Here is a 19,141-nt window from a genome sequence, read left to right as displayed (position 1 = left end):
TACTGATGCTCTTTACAGAGCACGGTGCCTAATTTTTTGTTAATATTTGATGAGTTTTTGAAAAATGTTCATTAAGTGTTATAATCGTTCTTGAAAGCGGTTACCTAGCGCTCATTCGCGAATGCCGCTTGATCAAAGACTTTTTAAGGAGCGTTTTTTAATATGGAAAGTTTAGTATTACTTTTAGGTTTTGCAATTGAAGCAGTGGTTCTCTTAGTTATTAAGCAAATATATTCTTAGTTCGAAAAAATTAAATTTATTCTTGACATTCATTAACGTGGATTATACAATAATGACAATCAAATTAAGAAACGCTTAGAAAAGATGAGTAGTGTTCTAATGACTTTACAGAGAATCACCGGTGCTGAGAGGTGACGAGTCGGCGGCTCACGAAGATGGTCTTGGAGCAAGTTGTGATTGCGAGCTACGGTAAGTAATCCACGGTTGACGACCGATAGCAAGTCTAGGTTTACCAGATCGGTGTACCTATTGAGGGTGGGGATGTGAGTCCCTACCAAATTAGGGTGGTATCACGTTAATGAATTTCTAACGTCCCTAGGAAAGACTATTGCGCCTTTCCTAGGGACGTTTTTGCTTTTAACCATCTTCTCATTTAAGCGGGAAAGGGAGAATTGAACATGAGTGAAAAATTACAAGCACCATACCGTTATGACATTGTCGGCAGTTTCCTCCGACCGGCTAAGTTAAAGGATGCCCGGGCTAAGTATAAGGCGGGTGACATTGACGAAGCCACCTTAAAGGCAGTCACCGACGAATGCATCACTGATCTGATCAATAAGGAAAAGGCGGTGGGCCTTCATGCGGTGACCGATGGAGAATTTCGGCGGAGCTGGTGGCACCTCGACTTTCTTTGGGGCCTGAAAGGGGTTGCCAAGTATGACTACCAGAAGAGCTATAAGTTCCACGGCGCTAAGACCCGGACAGACAATGCCGAATTAGCCGGGAAGGTGGCCTACAACCCTGACCACCCATTCTTCGCGGCCTTCCGGTTTGCCCAGCAGGCCGCTGGTAAGGGGACAGTAGTCAAGCAAACGATTCCATCGCCAACGATGCTTTTCCGGGATAACCGGTCGGACAACTGGCCAGAGTTTTATGACCGGCGGGCTGATTACCTCACTGACTTGGCAACGGCCTATAACAAGACCATCAAGCATTTCTACGAGCTGGGTTGCCGCTACCTCCAGATTGACGACACGACCTGGGCCTTCCTCATTAGTAAGCTCAATGAAACGGCTGACCAAAAAGCCGAACATGCCAAGTATGTTCAACTGGCCGAGGATGCGGTGACCGTTATCAATAAGGCCCTGGAAGGGTTGCCGGCTGACCTGACCGTAACGACCCACATCTGCCGGGGGAATTTTAAGTCGACCTTCCTCTTCTCCGGTGGGTATGGACCGGTGGCCAAGTACCTTGCCCAACTCAACTACGACGGCTTCTTTCTGGAGTATGACTCCGACCGGGCAGGGGACTTCTCACCACTGGCAACGATTTGGAATAAGCGGCCGGATGTCCGGATCGTCTTGGGACTAGTTACTTCAAAGTCCGGCGAACTCGAAGATGAGGGAAAGGTGGTTAAGCGAATTCACGAGGCGGCCGAACACGTTCCTTTGGAAAATCTGTGTTTGAGTCCCCAATGTGGGTTTGCATCAACGGAAGAGGGTAATATTTTAACGGAAGAACAAGAATGGGCAAAATTAAGACTGATTAAGAAGATTGCAGAAGAAGTTTGGAACTAAGAAATTTATAAAGGAGATCATTATTATGGCTAAAGTTGAAAGTTTTACGTTGGATCACACTAAGGTAAAGGCACCATACGTTCGTCTGATTACGGTTGAGGAAGGACCAAAGGGTGATAAGATTAGCAACTACGATTTACGGTTGGTACAACCAAACGAGAACGCCATCCCAACCGCTGGTTTACACACGATTGAACACCTGCTGGCTGGTTTGCTGCGGGATCGGTTAGACGGGGTCATTGACTGTTCACCATTCGGTTGCCGGACCGGTTTTCACTTGATTACCTGGGGTGAACATTCCACCACAAAAGTTGCCAAGGCCCTGAAGTCATCACTAGAAGAAATCGCCTACAAGACTAAGTGGGAAGACGTTCAAGGAACCACGATTAAGACCTGTGGGAACTACCGTGACCACTCCTTATTCTCCGCCAAGGAATGGTCCAAGAAGATTTTGAGCGAGGGAATTTCCGACAAGCCATTTGAACGGCACGTTGTTGACTAGTTTAAAGAAATAAGAGAGGAAGGTTGACTATGTGCAAGAAGAGAGGACGAAAGATTTGGTGGTGGGTGATTGGAATTGTCGTTGTCTTAGCAGCAGCGTTCGGCCTGGGCGTTGCCAGCAATGGCGGCCCACTGGGAAACAGGGAGATCACCATTGGGACAATTGGTCCGGATGTCCAGGTTTGGCAGCACATTGCTAAGAGTAAGGAGGCCAAGCAGGCCAGGCTAAAGATCCGGGTCAAGGACTTTACCGACCCGGTTGCTCTGAATAAGGCTACGGCCAATGGTCAGATTGATGTCAATGCTTTCCAGTCCTGGTCCTACCTCCAGGCTTATAACAAGGAAAATAAGAATGGCCAGTTAGCGGCCCTCGGGACGACCTACCTGGAACCAATGGGGATCTACTCCGACCGTTACAAGAAGATTAGCCAGGTTCCGGATGGGGCCACGGTAGCCATTGCAAATAATCCAGCAAATACGGCGCGGGGTCTTCTCCTCTTGCAGAGTGCTGGTTTAATTAAGCTAAAGAAGAGTTTCAATGCTACGAGTGGTACAAACGAGATTGCTGCTAACCCGAAACACCTCAAGTTTAAGGAAATTGACGATACAACGGGTCCCCGGGTTTTGAAATCAACTGACTTAGTCCTGATTGGGAACACAATCGCCTTGACGGGACACTTGAACGTGTTGAAGGATTCAATTTACCACGAAAAGGTTGACCAGAGTACCAAGAACAACATCAACGTTCTGGCAACGGCCAAGAAGAATCGCAATAACGCCCGTTACAAGAAGTTGGTCACCCTGTATCACAACCAGAAGATTCAGCAGTGGATCAACAAGAAGTACCAGGGAACCAAGGTAAATGTTCAAAAACCACTTAGCTATTTAGAAAAGTAGGGTGATGCTGATGAATATTGTCCACTATCTCGAAACAAACCTACTGCGGTCGCAACGGGCGGTTAAAACCCCAACCGGCCACAAGGTTTGGCGCTGGTTAAACCAACCGGTCAAATAAATAATTAGCTCTCCATTAGCTGGGGAGCTTTTTTATTTGGGCCGTCTTTAGAAGAGAATATTTACTTTAACTAACAACAAAACAAAACGATTTACAACAAAAAACCACAACCAAAAGGGCGTGGCTTCTGCTGACGTTAACTAGTTATTCAACTTATGTGGCGTTACGTATAAAGTTTTCTGCCCGCGAAAAGTAACGAAACCGGGCTTAGCACCGTTAGGCTTATGAAGACGTTTGACCGGCAGGTAGTCAACGGGCACGTTATCAGAATCGCGTCCCTTTGAGAAGTAGGCCGCTAGCTGAGCTGCCTCCAGGATGGTCTGGTCACTCGGGTGGGTATCACGAATCACGACGTGGGAACCAGGGATGTCCTTGACGTGCAGCCAGATTTCATTCTTGTTAGCGGTCTTGAAACTTAGTCGGTCGTTTTGCAGGTTGTTTTTGCCAACGAGAACGAGGGTACCATCACTAGTGTGGAATTGTTCAGGCTTACTTACCCGGACCTTGCGTCGCTTACCCTTATGCTTGTTCTTGATATATCCTTCCTGCTGTAGTTCCAGGCGGATTTCCTGAATGTCAGATGGCGAGGCGAGGTCGATTTGGTTCTGAATGTTTTCAAAGTATTTGATTTCCGCGTTAGTTAGCCCCAGCTGTTTGTTGACATAAGCCACGGAACTCTTTAACTTATCATACTTGGTAAAGTATTTCTGGGCGTTTCGTGATGGGGAAAGCTCGGGGGAGAGGTCGATTTTAAGGGGCTTGTTGTCATTGTAGAAGTTGGGGAGGGTGATTTCCTTCATCCCGTGCTTCAGCTTACCAAGGTAAGTGGTCAGAATCTCGCCGCGAATCCGGTACTTGTCCGCTTCACTGGCGTCTTCAAGCTGCTTATTAAGTTTCTTAACCTTGCGCCGATCCTTCTTAAGTTCGTTCTTAATGACCTTGATTACCTGTCCGGCCAGTTCCTTAGAGCGGTCCTGCTGGGCCTTCTGGGCATAGTAACTATCGAGCATTTCAGATAGTGTTGAGAAGTGCTGGATGGCGTTTTCGTCAGCCCCAACTGGTGGGAAGGCCATGAACTGTTTCTTCTTGCCATCGATAATAACGGGGTCCGGGTCATCAAAACGGTGAATAAACTGCTGGTAAGTAGTTGGAAGGTGGTCACTTGCTAGGAGCCGGTTTGCCAGGTCTAAGGACGTGTCATGACCCAGCCCTTCATAATGGCCTTGCAATTGTTTGGCGAGGCCTCTAGGGGCAGAGAACTCCCGGACCAGGTCACTGTAAAGCTGGTTAGGCAGGTAGGGATTAGCCTTATCCTGCTTCGGCGGCATGACAAAGGTTGCCCCGGGCAAAAGGAGACGGACGCGGTTCTGGTCAGAACCGACGTGCTTAATGGTATCAATAATCTTGCCCGTCTTATCATTGACCAGGGAGATGTTACTGTGCCGGGCCATGATTTCACTAACCAAGATGAGTTTCTGGCTGTCGCCTAGTTCATCGCGGGTATTAAAGATGAGACGAATAATCCGGTCGTTTCCGACTTGTTCGATCTTTTCCAGAATGGCACCGTCAAGGTATTTACGCAACGTCATCGTGAAGTTGGTGGGTACAGCAGGATTCGTGAACGGCACTGTCGTGATTTGAATCCGGGGATAGGTTGGGTTGGCTGAGATTAACAGGGAATAGTTATGCCGTTGGGCCCGAATAGTTATAATCAACTCAGCAGGGTAAGGCTGGCTGATTCGAGCGACCCGGCCGGTCTTTAAAGTCGTATTTAGTTCGTGCACTATGGCATGGGTGAAGAAGCCATCGAAAGACATTGTAATTACTCCTTTACTTTTTACGTTCATTAAAAGGGCGGTATTAATTATAACGTTTTTACCGGTGAAGCGCCAAGCCAAAGCCCTTCTTCGGGTGAAACAATAGTTGGTTTATGACTGCTCTTGTGGTATGCTTCTTATATTATGGATATTTTCTAATATCGCTTGCAATTATTCTATTAAATTTATAACGACTTGGAGGAAGATAAGATGAAAATTGCTGTTGTTACGGACAGCACCGCCAACATCACTCCTGAAGAAGCGGCAAAAAGCAACATTCATGTTGTTCCAATTCCGTTTTCGATTGATGGGAAAAACTTCCGTGAAGGAGTCGACATTTCAACTAGTGACTTCTATCAATTGCTGAAGACTTCGAGTTCTTTTCCAAGTACTTCCCAGCCATCGATTGGTCAAATGATGGAACTCTACCAGAAACTGGCCGATGACGGCTACAATGCGGCTATCAGTATCTTTTTGACTGGTTCCATCTCCGGCTTTCTGGGTAACGTCGCCCAAATTGCCGAAGAAATGAAGGATACGATTAAGATTATCCCGTTTGACTGTCACATTACCTCTGAACCGATGCACTACGTTGTCTTGGAGGCGGCCAAATTGGTTCGCGAACACGAAAATCCGGACGAGGTCATCGCTAAGTTACGGACCTTAAGTGATACGATTAACGATTTATTCGTGGTTGATGACCTGCAGAACCTGGTTCGGGGCGGCCGACTTTCTAACGCCTCCGCCTTTGTGGGATCGATCCTGAAGATTAAGCCTCTTCTGTCGTTCGATAATCCCAATCACTCAATTGAGGCCTTTGAAAAGGTGCGTTCGATGAAGAAGGCAAAACTGCGGTGTGAACAGATCTTCAACGAGAAGTTAGCCAAGGTTGATTACCCAGTACGGGGAATGGTGATTCACGCTAATGCCAAAGAGGCTGGGCAAAAGTGGCTGGATAAACTGCAGGCTGAACACCCTGATATTGACTTCACACTAGGTTACTTCGGCCCTGTGATTGGCACTCACCTTGGACAGGGTGCCTTAGCCCTAGCCTGGATGCAGGATACTACTAAGAAGCCCTTGTAATGGATATGAAGAAGAACTGGCTAAAATATGCAGGAATGATTATCATCACTGCCATCCTCACTATTTTGGTGGGGATTAACAGCTTTCGGATCGTTGCCCCCACGGGAGTGCTAATTGCCCCGTTGGCTGGTTTGATTCCCGTGGCAGTTACCATTGCTATCGGGACCGTCTCTGGAATTATTACGGCCGTGGGTGCTTGTTTTATCTTATTGTTGTTGGGGGATGCGGACTGGTTGATGTTAGCCAACTTTGTTCTCATCACGGCCATGGTTGGCTGGATTATCGGCTGGCGGTTACCACTGCGGCAAAAGGTAAGTCACCAGCAGCTGATTTGGTTAGCGCTGGGCGCGGCCATCGCGGAGGCGGTCCTAAACCTTATTTTCGTCGGTCTCGTCGGCTGGCAAACGGGAGGTAACTGGTTGGCCTTTATTCGACTGGACCTGGTGGCCACTATTCTGACGGCATTGATGTATGCTGTTTTGACAGCGCCATTGGCAATGGTATTCCGCTGGCTTGCCCGGCAGATTTTGCCAGATGATAATCACCCGGATAAGCCTCAAGGGTCCGTCGAAATCAACTTGAGTGAGCATAGTAAAAAGAATAAAGAAAAGGGTGGAAAATAATTTTCCGGCGGCATATCTACCTAGCCGGGAAGATATTTCCCGCCTTTTGTTTGGAGGATAAAATGGAGAGTTGGTTATTTTTAGGGGTCGTCTTACTGATTGCCCTGTTTGGCAAAAACATGTCACTGGTGATTGCAACGGTTGTTGTGATGGCCCTTAAGCTCTTGCCAATGACTGCTAAGTGGTTGCCGGTTATCCAGAACCGGGGAATTAACTGGGGCGTAACGATTATTTCCGTGGCCATCCTGATACCAATCGCTACCGGTCAGATTACCTTCAACGACCTCTTCAAGGCCTTTCGAACGCCGGCGGGCTGGATTGCAATTGCGGCAGGAATCGCGGTTGCCATCCTTTCTAAATACGGAATCAACCAACTGGCGGCGGTTCCCCAGGTGACGGTGGCGTTGGTCTTGGGAACCATCATTGGCGTGGTTGTCTTCAAGGGGGTTGCCGCAGGACCGGTGATTGCCAGTGGGATGACTTACTGCATTGTGAGTTTACTGAATTTACATTTTTAAAGCATGGAAGCTGAAAAACTTTGAAGTGCGCTTTTGACCGTAATGGACTTGCTTTGTGGCGCTAGATAGGTTTTTCCGCGACTACTGTATAATATTCAAAAAATGAAAAAGTGGGTTGGGAAAAATTACATTTTTCCCAACCCACTATTATAGTGCGCCCGGCATGGGTATTAGCTAGGTGGTGAAAGTCCACTATGGGCCGTAGTAGTCGGAACCATGAGCCGAGGACAAGGGTGTCCGCTGTGAGGTGGAATCTGAAGGAAGTCTAAGGCAAAGTGCTGCACCGATGAACAAGAAGTAGCTATAAGGCTGAGAGTAACTGGATAAGGTTGCTAGACAAACTAAAGTCCAATACTACTCGAAGTTGCTTTCAGTAAAGCTAACGGTGACATGGTACGAAAGTTAATATTCTTACCCGGGGAGATCTGACCTACACGTTTCCGACAAGAGGAATGAATGAAATTCCACAGAAGCAAGCATAGCAGTGATGTTGTGTTGAGTAAGCCAGAAGTCAGCCGAGGTCATAGTAGTCTAATTAATTAGATGAAGGACCGAACGACAATAACTTATAACTTATATCGGAGGTGTAATCAGGTGCGACAATCGCAGAAAACAGAACCACAAGCTGACCGCTTGTCGAGGATAGGTTTGGAAAACCAAAAGTACACAAGGGCGCGTAGTACCGATTATGGTGAAGGTAAAGGTATGAGTGTCACTATCCAAGACCAAGTCTTGGACCGCAATAACCTGAACCAGGCTTATTTGCGAGTTAAGAGAAATAAAGGAGCAGCGGGCATTGATGATATGACTGTCGATGGCCTCCTGCAATATCTTAGAGAAAATAAAACGGAGTTAATCACCAACCTACGTGAAGGCAATTATAAGCCAGTACCGGTTAAACGAGTGGAAATTCCCAAGCCCAACGGTGGAGTGAGAAAACTAGGGATACCAACGGTAGTGGACCGCATGGTCCAACAAGCAGTTGCCCAAGTGCTCACGCCAATCTTTGAGCGTATTTTCTCGGATAATAGTTTTGGCTTTCGCCCTCATCGTGGAGCCCAAGACGCAATCGCAAAGGTAGTTAAACTATATAATCAGGGATATCGAAGAGTAGTCGACTTAGACCTGAAGGCCTATTTCGATAACGTCAACCATGATTTGATGATTAAGTACCTCCAACAATATATTAATGACCCATGGACGCTAAGACTTATCCGCAAGTTTTTGACTAGCGGGGTCTTAGATCATGGGCTTTTCGCTAGGAGTGACAAAGGAACGCCGCAAGGTGGACCATTATCACCATTACTGGCGAATATTTACCTAAATGAGTTGGATAAAGAGTTGACCAGACGTGGCCATCACTTTGTACGCTATGCGGATGATTGTAATATTTATGTTAAAAGTCAACGGGCGGGAGAACGAGTAATGCGCAGTATTACCCATTTTCTCGAAAAGCAATTGAAGGTTAAAGTTAATCCAGATAAAACTAAAGTTGGTAGTCCCCTAAGATTGAAGTTTCTTGGCTTTTCACTAGGTGTAGACCGTAACGGTGCCTATGCCCGACCGGCCAAGCAATCACAAAAGCGAGTTAAGCAAGCACTAAAGCTGTTAACAAAGCGCAATCGGGGAGTATCCATTGAGCAAATGTTTGAGGAAATTCATCGCAAAATGCGGGGTTGGCTTCAATATTACTCAATTGGGAAACTGACTGGCTTTATTCAACGACTTGACCAGTGGTTAAGGGCGCGAATAAGGCAATATATCTGGAAGCAATGGAAGAAATTCAAAACTAAGATTACTAACTTACAAAGGCTCGGATTGTCTTATCGTGATGCATATGTCTTCGCTAGTACCCGTAAGGGCTACTGGCGAACCGCACACAGTAAGACTTTGAGTTATTCTCTAACAAATAGAAAACTGGAGCACCTTGGACTAATAAATATGTCCAAGACGCTCCAGTCAATTCAAAGTGATTAAGTTGTCGAACCGCCGTATACGGAACCGTACGTACGGTGGTGTGAGAGGTCGGTAATTGAACTAATCAATTACCTCCTACTCGATTTATCTTCAAATATTCCACAGTAATACACATTTTTAGTGCCCGTGAATCAACGCCTTATAATAGCCGTACAAGACATTCTCAGCTCGCTTATTAGCATTTATTATCCCATTCATTATGGAATTCCGTGAGAAAGTCTTTCAAGATTGCCTGGCGGTGGACCGCAATCTGCTTTGCCGTCGGTGTCTGTAACATCCCCGCCAGCTTGAGAATCTTCTCATAAAAGTGGTTGATGATTGTCTCGTCATCAAGGTTGCGGTACTCCTCATGGGACATGTTTTCCCGCGGCTTGATCCGGGGGTCATAGATCTTTTCATGGTGGGCTCCGCCATAGTAGACAGCCCGGATAATGCCGATAGCGCCGATAGCATCTAGCCAGTCAGCATCACGCACGATTTGGCCAACCTTACTGAGGTGGATCTCGCCCTTATCGAGGGTGTGGGCGAAGGAAATGTTAGCGATGACGTCCATGATGGTGAAAATGTCGTTTGCTTCAAAACCATTCTGCTCCAGGTATGTCCAGAGTTCCTCCTTGGCTTCATCAACGCTCGCCACCAGCTTCTCGTCAATTGTATCGTGGAGGTAAGCAGCGGCAACGGGGAGGAAGGGGTCGACCCCTTCACCCAGGGCAATCTTTTTGGCCATCTTGACGACCCGGTTGATGTGGTCCATTCCATGGCCGGTGCTATCCTCACCAAGTTTATCGATCGTGTACCGCTTAACCGCAGCAATTTGTTGTTCGTGCGTCATTATCTGATGCTCCTTCAGTTAGTTAATGCTTTAAGACTAACGGATTTTTTTAACTAGGGCAAGTCTCTTCTTACTATAATTGTAATTAGGACCCACCAATTTGTAAGCACACTCCCCTAGGCGTATGGGATGCTTCGGTGAATGGAATCTAAAATAGGTGGTGAAAATACGGTGACCCTGTACTATTGTAAGCGCGAAAAGTCATGGCTGAAGAACATTCTACCTGACTCAGCGTAATCTATAAGATGAGCCGGTCACCACTGAGAAAGCTCTGGGCAAACTTAGTTACGGGGTGAAAGTACTGCTTGCCGAACTCATCGATGAGACCGTGAAAGTCCTGGGCCATGGCGACCGTGAAGCTGGGCCCTAGTACACACCGCTTGGCAAGTGACTGGTAGTTACTGAGGTTGGGCACACCGAGCTTAGTAAACAGCGTCCGCGCATACTTATCCGCAATAAAGACTGGGTCATCAAAAATATAGGTACGAAAGACATCCGCTGTCTCGTCCCCAACCCCGTGCAGCTTTAATAGGGCCGCCCGGAGGTTAGTACCATAGGTCTGGCGAATTTGGGGGTAGTCAAAGTTGAACCTGGCGAGCCAGGAAAAAACGGCGGTTACCGCCTTGCTCTTGTTTTTATAGAAACCGGCCGGACGTACCAGTGATTGAATCTCATCCACTGAAAGTTTGGTAATTTGTTCCGGATTAAACCCTGTTCGTTGCCGAAAATTAGCGACCGCCTTATCGGCATTCTGCCAGTTGGTATTTTGTATCATGAGGGCCCCAATGATGATTTCTTCCTTTGAGTCGGCCGGCCACCAGCCAGAAGGGCCCATCTCCCGCTGCATCTTTTGGTAAAGGCTTAATAAAGTTAGTTCCATTCTGAGCACCTACTTCTCCCAGAAGAACTTGATTAGTTCCCGGTTCACCTGGGGATTACGGTGGAGGAGCTCGTGGGAAGCGTTGGGCCCGGTGATTTTAACTTCCTTGTAGGATGCTGCCCGGTCGTTGATTAGGTAGCGAAGGGTCCGACTAGAATTATTGCTAACCTGACTGTCGTTGCCGTTTCCCAAATCGCCGTATAAGTTAAGCACTTTGATTTGCTGGGGATAAGTGTGCCGCAGGGGGAGGAGCTTTTTAAAAGAGGCGTTTTCCCGGGATGGCTTACCCGTTTTCGGGTTGATTGTCAGGTTGGCAGTTTCGTTCCAGCCCATTGCCCCATCAAAGGTGCCGGCCAGTGCGGCCTGTTTTTGAATCTGCGGTAGGCGATGGTCTCGCCCGTCATGAAGCAGGTAGTACATTACGGCGAGGTTTCCCATTGAGTGGGCCTCGATGTTAATCCTCTTGAAATGGTAACGGTCCTGAAGCTTGACGATAACATTTTTGACCCATTGCCCCTGCATGGTATAGTCGGTATTGCGGCTGTTTTCAAAATTTACCATTACCAGTGGGTTCGCGGCTTGGCGGGGGATGGTGCCCAAGAGGGTGACTTTCCCATCGGCATCGACCTCTGCCGTGATGCTGGTCTTGCTGACCCCGGCCTTTTTGATGCCATTAACCATAAATTGCTCGGCATGGGCGCCGCTGTTGTAGCCGTGAAAGAAAATTGTCGGTGTTGTTGATTGGATATACTTAGCCGCGTGAACCGGCTGGGTCCCAACTAGGGTACACAGAATAATAACTAGTGATAGCCAAAAGTAACGACGAAAAATCATTTCAATAAACTCCTTTTTTAAATTGAATGTTAATCGCTTGGCAAAGCAGGGGAAAGTATGATAAAGTTTTTTTAGTCGGAATAAATTAGGATCATTCCAGAATAACGAGAAGGGAAGGTACGAACGATGAAATTAAGAAAGGCCACAATGGAAGATTACGACCAGATCATGTCTATTTTAAAGGATGGCAGTAACCAGCTGGCTGAACAAGGAATTGACCAGTGGCAGGGCGATTACCCGAACGCTGACGTTGTTAAGCAAGACATTGAAAATGGTTGGGCAATTCTGGCGCAGTCTGATGATGACCAAACGGTTGGTTATGTTGCGGTTGTCGACGGGCCAGATGAATCGTATGCTAAGATGAAGGGCAAGTGGCTCATCGATACTGATAAGTACGTGGTCCTTCACCGGGTTGCCGTTCACTCCAAGCACACCGGTCACGGTTACGCTTCAAAGCTCTTTGTTGCTGTTCTGGACTACATTAAGGAACACCGGACAGATATTGAAACTATCCGGATTGATACCCACATTGATAACAAAATCATGCAGCACTTGATTACCAAGCATGGCTTCAAGAAGGTCGGCGAAGTTTATGGTTACTACCGTCCTGATGAAGTGCTGTACGTTTACGCACAATTAACTAAATAGTTGTTATAGGGTACCTGCTAGTGAAGACTCACAGCAGGGCCCTTTTCGTTAGTTAATCCGTTCGGTCACGAACTGGAGGAAGCACTCGGCGGCCGGGGCCAGCATGTTATTTTTGCGCCAGATCAGGAGATGGCCAGTTTCCTTCTTCGGGGTGAAGGGGATAAAGGCAATTTCGGGGTCCGCATTCAAGGCCTTGATTCCCTTAATGCCAATTGCGTAATAGTTACCGAACCGGATCAACTCAATCGTGTTGCTGGGGAGGTTGTTGGTCACCATCCAGTAGAGCTTTGTCTGGTCGAGTTTTAAGATATCACTGACCTCGTCCCGAACGATGTTACGGTGGGGGAGGATCAGCGGCAGTTTATAAAGGTCATTCTTGCTGATGGCGGTTCTTTGAGCCAGGGAATCATCACTATGCATTAATAGGCCCCACTGCTCCTTAATGGGGAGGACGACGTAGTCATACTTGGCCGCCTCGACGGGCTCAATCAGGCAGGCAAGGTCCAGCCGGCCCTCATCAATTTGCCGACGGAGGGCGTCACCGTCACCATCGAAAACATTAAAGCGGACACCCGGATACTCCTTTTGAAAGTCGTTTACCATCTTCATCATGAATGGGGAAACGAGTGAGACAACACAGCCCAGGTTTACGGACCCCACCAGTTCCTTTTCCTGCTGGTGGAGGTCATCTTTGGTTTGGTCGACCAGTTGGAGGAGGGTGGTTGCCCGCTGTTGAAATAGGACGCCTGCCTTCGTTAACTGGAGCTGGCGTTGGGTCCGGTCGAAGAGGGCGACGTCGAAGTTCCTTTTCTAACTCCATGATTTGCCGTGAGAGGGTTGGCTGGGTGATGTGCAGCTGCTTGGCTGCTTTCGTGATATTATTAGTATTAGCAACGGTTAAAAAATACTTTAAAACGCGGGTATCCATTTAGGAGGGCCTCCAATTCTTAATAAATTAATTATACAACAAGGGGCGATTTACGATGGCACAGCAAGCATTAATCCTTTACTATTCACAATTTGGTAATACAGCCCGGTTAGCCAGTCAAATCCATGAAATGACGGGCGCCGATATCCTCCAGGTCAAGGTAGCGGACCAGACCTTCCCGCAGGACATGGAGGCGACGGATGTGGTTTACAAGAATCAGCGGCAGACAAACAGCCTTCCTGAAATTACCACTAAGCTTCCTGACCTGTCTTACTATGATGATATCCTGGTTGGCGGGCCAGTCTGGGATGGCCAAATTGCCTCACCGGTGATGGCACTGCTAGTTAAGTTGCAGGGCTACCAGGGGAAGGTTGCACCATTTTCAACGGGGTGGAGTGACACGGGTAACTACCAGCAGGACTTTATCGCTCATGCTGGGAAGCTAACGGTCCTGGACGGTTACCATGTCCTGACCCATGCCAAGCCAGCGTATTCTTCCGCCAGCCTGATGTCCTGGCTCCGTAAACTATAATACAATTTGAACATTAGCCATTAATTAAAATAAGTATTTCACATTAATGCCGGGGCGTCTAAAGTAAAGTTAACAACTTTGAGGAGGCCTTCACATGGCAAAGAATAAAGATACAGTGAAAAACGATATGTTTGGCTTTGGTGACAAGAACGTTGCCTATGCCAAGTATTTTATCGGGACTAGTTATTTAAATGGCTTAGTTTCACCGGACGATAACATCGATATCAACGTGTCGAATGTTTCTTTCGAACCTGGTTGCCGCAACGACTGGCATATACCACGACGGCTTCCAGATTCTCCTGGTAACAGCGGGTGAAGGTTGGTACCAAGAGGAAGGAAAGCCAGCCCAGCTATTACAGCCCGGTGACGTGGTTGCAATTCATGAAGGAGTCAAGCACTGGCACGGCGCTACTAAGGACTCCTGGTTCGCTCACATTGCAATTACCAAGGGAACCAGCGAATGGTGCGAAAAGGTTGACGATGATTACTACAACAAATTAAGTAAGTAGGAGGGGATTGTTATGGCTAAAAAACAAACAGCAGGTCGTGACCAACTGGGTGACTTTGCACCCAAGTTTGCGGAATTAAACGATGACGTTCTCTTCGGCCAAGTATGGTCCCGGGAAAAAGAATTAAAGCCTCGTGACCGGAGTATGATTACGGTCACTGCCCTGATTACTAAGGGTGCTTTTGCCCAGCTGCCGTACCACATGCGGACTGCTAAAAGCAACGGTATTACCAAGGAAGAAATCGTGGAAGTTATTACTCAGTTGGCCTTTTACGTTGGCTGGCCGAATGCTTGGTCTGCCTTTAACATTGCTAAGAAGGTTTGGGGCGCTGATAAGTAAATCACATCGATTAAAAGCGTTAGGTGGATTTTACCTTCACCTAACGCTTTTGTTGTTAACAAGGTGGTAGAAAAAAGTACATTAGTAGTGTTAGCGTAAAATAGGGAGTGAAGAATGGATGAGTTATCATATTCGGCATTGCTGGCTAATACTATTGGTGTTTGTACTGGGGATAACCCTGCCGTGGACAACAGCTGCCGCTGATAATAATCACATGCGACAACCGATTAGTTGGGTCAAGTCTTCCGAGACAGTTCCTTACCCAGAGTTGAATGGTCGACCCAACCTCTGGGTGAAGGTCAGCCTAAAAGGCAACTGAACCTATATCTATAGTGGAAAGAAACTCTTGTACACGATGTACAGCTCGGCGGGAGCTTACCAAAAGGATCCCCTGACGCACAAGATGGTCAGTGCCACGCCAACGGGGACCTTTGCGACTTCCAATATCCGGATGGACCGGGTCTATAATCCGAACTTGCGGCTAGGGGCCAACTATTGCCTGTCGTGGACGGGGACTACATGTTCCATTCGGTTGTCACAACGGCAGACCAACATCACTACATCAAACGTCTGGCAAAGCAACAGGGGAAGCATCCCAGCTCACCCGGCTGCGTCTGCCTGTCAATTGACGATGCCAAGTGGATTGAACATAATCTACCGACCGGGACCAAGGTCGTGGTGGCCGATAATTAGGACGAAATAAGCATCGGTGCGGAGCCGGTGCCCTTTTTTATATTGAAAAGCATAACGAACAATATTCTCTTTACACCATTGAAAGTTCGCTATAAACTATAATAAACAATATGAAGAGGGTATTTTGATGGCAGAATTAACAATTTGCGGAACATACTTCACTGCAACAGATCCTAATAACGTTCAATCAGTAAAGGACGCCCTGATCATGATTGACCAGACAGGGGTCATTCAACGAATTCTCCAGCCAAGTGATCAGGAGTACGCCGCCCAGCTGCAAAGCGCCCGGCAGGCAGACCGGCTTCTGGAGTTGGATAGCGACCAATACATATTACCGGGATTCATTGATCTTCACGTGCATGCGCCCCAGTGGCCACAGGCAGGATTGGCCCTCGACCGCCCACTGGCCGATTGGCTTAACCACTATACTTTTCCCCTGGAAGCCAAGTTCAGCGACCCCGCCTATGCCCAGCGAGTCTATCACGACTTTGTTCATACCCTGCTGGCCAATGGGACCACGGCCGCAATGATGTTTGGGACGATTCACTTTGACGCCAATATGACCCTCGCCAAGGAAGTTGTTAGCCAAGGACTACGCGGCTTTATTGGCCAGGTGGTAATGGACAACCCTGACCAGACCCCCGATTATTACCGTAATTCATCGGCTAAAGCCGCATTACAGTCAACGGAGAATTTTATCCAAGCGGTTCTGAAGATGCAAAGCCGGACTGGGCAGACGATTACCCCCGTGATTACACCGCGTTTTGTACCCAGCTGTACCGATGAAGCATTGGTTGGCCTGGGCCAGCTTGCCCGCCGTTATGATCTGCCGGTCCAGTCCCACCTTAGTGAAAGCAACTGGGAGCATGGCTACGCAATCGAACGCTTCGGTCAGCACGATACGACCGTGATGGACCACTTTGGTCTTCTGACTGACCGGGCCGTCATGGCCCACGGAACCCAGTTGACTCCCGGTGACTGGCAGGTCTTACGAGAACGAAGGACGGCGATTGCCCACTGCCCAATTTCGAATATCTACTTTGGCAACGGGATTCTCCCGGTTAACCGTCTGCTGAAGCTGGGCAATAAACTCGGCCTGGGTTCTGATATCTCTGGTGGGTATACGCCGAGCCTTTATCATAATGCCCGGCAAGCAGTGAAGTCGTCACAGCAGTTGACCGATGGGGTTGACAACCACCTGCTAGCTGAGCAGCGGGGTGTCCAGGGATCCCGGATTACAATGGCCAACGCCTTCTACCTGGCAACCCGGGGAGGGGCCCAGGCCCTGCACTTAAAGGCGGGCGTAATTCAGGAAGGCTACACCGCTGACCTACAGATTGTACGAATGCACCGTGCATTGATGCCCCTGACGACGGCGGATATTTTCCAGCGCCTGATGTACCAAACGGAACAAGCAGATATTTGTCACGTCTTTGTGGGCGGCAGAGAAGTATACAAGGCATGAAGTATAACAATCACGACACCAAAAGTAATTGAGTGACAATAGAAGCCCTCAGGAAGGTCTTGTCTTGCTGAGGGCTTTCTTGTTCGTCATGTGGCACACACTTGCCGAAATTATCCTCAACTCAATTCAACATCAACTTGGGCCCATCATTGCTTATCAGGGTCATGGCAGAGTCCTTGGCCATAAAGCAGGAGTCAAGATCGATGAACTTAACATTTTGGTGGCCTAAAGCAAAGGCTAGTCCAGCGGCGAGGCCGACCTGCGATTCAATCATGCACCCAACCATGCAACCGATTCCCGCAGTGGCACAGAGGTCGTTGATCTTGGCCGCCTGAAAGAGCCCCCCACACTTCATCAGCTTGATGTTGACATAGTCGGCGGCGTCAGCGCGAATGACTCTGAGAGCATCAGCCGGTAAAAAGACACTTTCGTCAAGCATGATCGGGATCGTTGTCTGCATCCGTAAGCGGGCCATTTCCGCAATTTGGTCAGCGGCTAGGGGCTGTTCAACGAAGGCGATGTTGAGGTTGCGTTCTTCCAGCATAGTCAAGGCCCGCCGCGCCTGCTTGTAATTCCATCCCTGGTTAACGTCCAGGCGGAGGAAAATCTTGGGTCCCACTGTTCTAGCAATTTCGGCCACGGTCGCGACGTCTTCGGCAACGGGGTTGTTCCCAATCTTGATTTTAAGGGCTGTGAAACCCGCGGCAACTAATTCGCGCGCCTCAGTCACCATCTGCTCTTGACTACCGATACTAATCGTATAGTCAGTTTGCATGGTATCCTTAGCACCACCAAAGAGGGCTGGAAATGGTAGTTTGGTGATCTGGCTTAGGAGATCATAAACGGCCATATCAAAGGCCGCCTTGGCCGGCTCATTGTAGCGAATCACGTTTGCCAAGGTAGCCATCAATTCCTCCAGGTGGTTGAGTGACTTGCCGACTAGTTGTGGGCCAATTACGGAATCCATTGTTTCCTTCAAGGAACTCATCGTATCACCAGTGACCTTTTCATTGGGGGTGGCGGCGCCAGTTCCGGTTAGGCCGTTGGTCAGGATTAGCTTCACTTGGACCGCGTGGATCGCCGTTACCTTGTGTAGGTGGGTGATGAAGGGACGCTTCAGGGGTTCGTCAATAACTGCGGTTTGAAAATTTTTGATTACTAGTTGGTCTGTCATGTTTATCAAGTCGATTCTTTTTAGAATATCATAATCATATCACGCCTTAGGAAAAATGGTATACTTACTGATAGGAAAGAGGGATGTTAATTTGGAAAAGACAGTAAAACTAAACAATGGCGTTGAGATGCCGCAGATTGGCATGGGTGTTTGGAAAACCAATCCGGATGATACCGCCGATTTGGTAAGGACCGCTGCTGCCAATGGTTATACCCTGTTTGATACTGCTAAACAGTATGGTAACGAAAGTGGTGTTGGTCAGGGATTGCAAGAGGCAATTAAGGAAAGCGGTAAAAAGCGTGATGATTTCTTCTTAACCACTAAAATCTTTAACGGTGACCAGGGTGACTATGATAAGCTGCGGGCAGCCTTTAACCAGCAGCTCCAGGACCTGCAGACCGATTACGTCGACCTGCTACTTCTCCACTGGCCGGTTTTCGGCAAGTACAACGAATCCTGGCGCGCCCTGGAAGGAATTCTAAAGGATGGTCAAGCAAGGGCAATCGGGGTTTGCAATTTTGATGTTGACCACCTGACTGACCTGATAGACCACGCCCAGGTAATGCCGGCAATCAACCAGATCGAGTTTAACCCCTTTATTCACCAACCCGACACGGTAGCCTTCTGTCAGGGAAATAAAATCCAGCTCGAGGCCTGGTCACCACTGGGCAATGGTCGGGCCCTGGCTAACCCGGTAATAAACCAAATTGCCAAGGAAAAGGGTAAGAGTCCGGCCCAGGTGATCTTGCGGTGGGAACTGCAACAGGGCTTTGTGGTTATTCCCAAGTCTAGCCATCCAGATCGGATGCGAGCTAACCGTGACCTTGACGGCTTTTCTCTCACGGCGGACGAGATGGAAGCAATCGCAGAATTAGATGAGGAAAAACACTCGATTTGGTATGATAAATACAAGTGGTCGGGAAACCCGAATGGGGTTGACGACTACATTGCTAAACCTAATGAATTCTAAAGAAAATCGGCTAACGAAAACACTATTTCGTTAACCGATTTTT

The 19,141-nt window shown here is 48.0% G+C and carries 18 protein-coding genes and 2 pseudogenes; 14 read left to right on the top strand and 6 right to left on the bottom strand.

All coding sequences use genetic code 11. The features are described from left to right. The first annotated feature begins 638 nt into the window (after positions 1–638). Genes KZE55_RS05800 through KZE55_RS05790 form a run of 3 tightly spaced genes read left to right on the top strand, consistent with a single transcriptional unit; the run spans position 639 to position 3,155 of the window. Positions 639–1,757, top strand: coding sequence for a vitamin B12 independent methionine synthase (locus KZE55_RS05800; RefSeq protein WP_222257780.1), 1,119 nt, complete (start codon positions 639–641; stop codon positions 1,755–1,757). A gap of 25 nt (positions 1,758–1,782) precedes the next feature. After that, positions 1,783–2,259 carry an S-ribosylhomocysteine lyase gene (locus KZE55_RS05795; RefSeq protein WP_222257779.1) on the top strand — a complete coding sequence of 159 codons (477 nt, stop codon included), beginning with the start codon at positions 1,783–1,785 and terminating at the stop codon, positions 2,257–2,259. Between the two features lie 29 nt (positions 2,260–2,288). After that, positions 2,289–3,155 carry a MetQ/NlpA family ABC transporter substrate-binding protein gene (locus KZE55_RS05790; protein WP_222257778.1) on the top strand — a complete coding sequence of 289 codons (867 nt, stop codon included), beginning with the start codon at positions 2,289–2,291 and terminating at the stop codon, positions 3,153–3,155. Positions 3,156–3,413: 258 nt separating this feature from the next. On the opposite strand, the gene KZE55_RS05785 is transcribed toward KZE55_RS05790, so the two are convergent. Continuing rightward, positions 3,414–5,090 carry an NFACT RNA binding domain-containing protein gene (locus KZE55_RS05785; protein ID WP_222257777.1) on the bottom strand — a complete coding sequence of 559 codons (1,677 nt, stop codon included), beginning with the start codon at positions 5,088–5,090 and terminating at the stop codon, positions 3,414–3,416. 210 nt (positions 5,091–5,300) lie between these two features. Here KZE55_RS05785 and KZE55_RS05780 point away from each other — a divergent pair, with 210 nt between their 5' ends. The 4 genes from KZE55_RS05780 to ltrA all read left to right on the top strand — a co-directional run bounded on the left by KZE55_RS05780 (position 5,301) and on the right by ltrA (position 9,294). Continuing rightward, the gene (locus KZE55_RS05780; RefSeq protein ID WP_222257776.1) at positions 5,301–6,176 is read left to right on the top strand and encodes a DegV family protein; all 876 of its coding nucleotides are present in this window, start codon (positions 5,301–5,303) and stop codon (positions 6,174–6,176) included. Then, complete coding sequence (locus KZE55_RS05775) at positions 6,176–6,799, top strand: hypothetical protein (protein ID WP_222257775.1); 624 nt, start codon at positions 6,176–6,178, stop codon at positions 6,797–6,799. The genes KZE55_RS05780 and KZE55_RS05775 overlap by 1 nt, the downstream gene beginning before the upstream one ends. 62 nt (positions 6,800–6,861) lie before the next feature. Continuing rightward, positions 6,862–7,317, top strand: a complete 456-nt coding sequence (locus tag KZE55_RS05770; protein WP_047769424.1) for a DUF441 domain-containing protein — start codon at positions 6,862–6,864, stop codon at positions 7,315–7,317. 594 nt (positions 7,318–7,911) lie between these two features. Continuing rightward, on the top strand, positions 7,912–9,294 hold the full coding sequence (gene ltrA, locus KZE55_RS05765; protein ID WP_222257774.1) for a group II intron reverse transcriptase/maturase: 1,383 nt from the start codon (positions 7,912–7,914) through the stop codon (positions 9,292–9,294). 175 nt (positions 9,295–9,469) lie between these two features. On the opposite strand, the gene KZE55_RS05760 is transcribed toward ltrA, so the two are convergent. From KZE55_RS05760 to KZE55_RS05750, 3 genes are all read right to left on the bottom strand, one after another. After that, positions 9,470–10,126, bottom strand: a complete 657-nt coding sequence (locus KZE55_RS05760; protein WP_222257773.1) for an HD domain-containing protein — start codon at positions 10,124–10,126, stop codon at positions 9,470–9,472. Positions 10,127–10,364: 238 nt separating this feature from the next. Continuing rightward, positions 10,365–11,006, bottom strand: coding sequence for an endonuclease III domain-containing protein (locus tag KZE55_RS05755; protein WP_222257772.1), 642 nt, complete (start codon positions 11,004–11,006; stop codon positions 10,365–10,367). 9 nt (positions 11,007–11,015) lie between these two features. Beyond that, the gene (locus KZE55_RS05750; RefSeq protein ID WP_222257771.1) at positions 11,016–11,840 is read right to left on the bottom strand and encodes an alpha/beta hydrolase; all 825 of its coding nucleotides are present in this window, start codon (positions 11,838–11,840) and stop codon (positions 11,016–11,018) included. Positions 11,841–11,966: 126 nt separating this feature from the next. Between KZE55_RS05750 and KZE55_RS05745 the strand changes: the two genes are divergently transcribed. Then, entirely contained in the window at positions 11,967–12,488 is a 522-nt protein-coding gene (locus KZE55_RS05745; RefSeq protein WP_047767553.1) for a GNAT family N-acetyltransferase, read from the top strand. A gap of 48 nt (positions 12,489–12,536) precedes the next feature. Here the strand turns inward: KZE55_RS05745 and KZE55_RS05740 are convergent. After that, a pseudogene (locus tag KZE55_RS05740) lies at positions 12,537–13,416 on the bottom strand (LysR family transcriptional regulator). 55 nt (positions 13,417–13,471) lie between these two features. On the opposite strand from KZE55_RS05740, the gene KZE55_RS05735 reads away from it, so the two are divergent. The 5 genes and pseudogenes from KZE55_RS05735 to guaD all read left to right on the top strand — a co-directional run bounded on the left by KZE55_RS05735 (position 13,472) and on the right by guaD (position 16,954). Beyond that, a complete protein-coding gene (locus KZE55_RS05735) occupies positions 13,472–13,948 on the top strand; it encodes a flavodoxin family protein (RefSeq protein WP_222257770.1) in 477 nt (158 codons plus the stop codon). Positions 13,949–14,042: 94 nt separating this feature from the next. Further along, positions 14,043–14,457 (top strand): annotated as a pseudogene (locus tag KZE55_RS05730) (cupin domain-containing protein). Positions 14,458–14,469: 12 nt separating this feature from the next. Beyond that, positions 14,470–14,796, top strand: a complete 327-nt coding sequence (locus KZE55_RS05725; RefSeq protein WP_222257769.1) for a carboxymuconolactone decarboxylase family protein — start codon at positions 14,470–14,472, stop codon at positions 14,794–14,796. 519 nt (positions 14,797–15,315) lie between these two features. Next, a complete protein-coding gene (locus tag KZE55_RS10260; protein WP_261313181.1) occupies positions 15,316–15,489 on the top strand; it encodes a L,D-transpeptidase in 174 nt (57 codons plus the stop codon). Between the two features lie 127 nt (positions 15,490–15,616). Next, positions 15,617–16,954 (top strand): guanine deaminase, encoded by a 1,338-nt coding sequence (guaD, locus tag KZE55_RS05715; protein ID WP_222257768.1) that lies wholly within the window; start codon positions 15,617–15,619, stop codon positions 16,952–16,954. Positions 16,955–17,075: 121 nt separating this feature from the next. On the opposite strand, the gene KZE55_RS05710 is transcribed toward guaD, so the two are convergent. Next, positions 17,076–18,128, bottom strand: a complete 1,053-nt coding sequence (locus tag KZE55_RS05710) for a dipeptide epimerase (protein WP_222257767.1) — start codon at positions 18,126–18,128, stop codon at positions 17,076–17,078. Between the two features lie 55 nt (positions 18,129–18,183). On the opposite strand from KZE55_RS05710, the gene KZE55_RS05705 reads away from it, so the two are divergent. Next, positions 18,184–19,098 (top strand): aldo/keto reductase, encoded by a 915-nt coding sequence (locus KZE55_RS05705; RefSeq protein WP_222257766.1) that lies wholly within the window; start codon positions 18,184–18,186, stop codon positions 19,096–19,098. Positions 19,099–19,141 lie beyond the last annotated feature (43 nt).

Origin of the sequence: Limosilactobacillus panis, from assembly GCF_019797825.1 — a bacterium.
Taxonomy (GTDB): domain Bacteria; phylum Bacillota; class Bacilli; order Lactobacillales; family Lactobacillaceae; genus Limosilactobacillus; species Limosilactobacillus panis_A.
The sequence above is the reverse complement of the archived record's forward strand: the minus strand, read 5'-3'. Positions and strand labels throughout refer to the sequence as shown.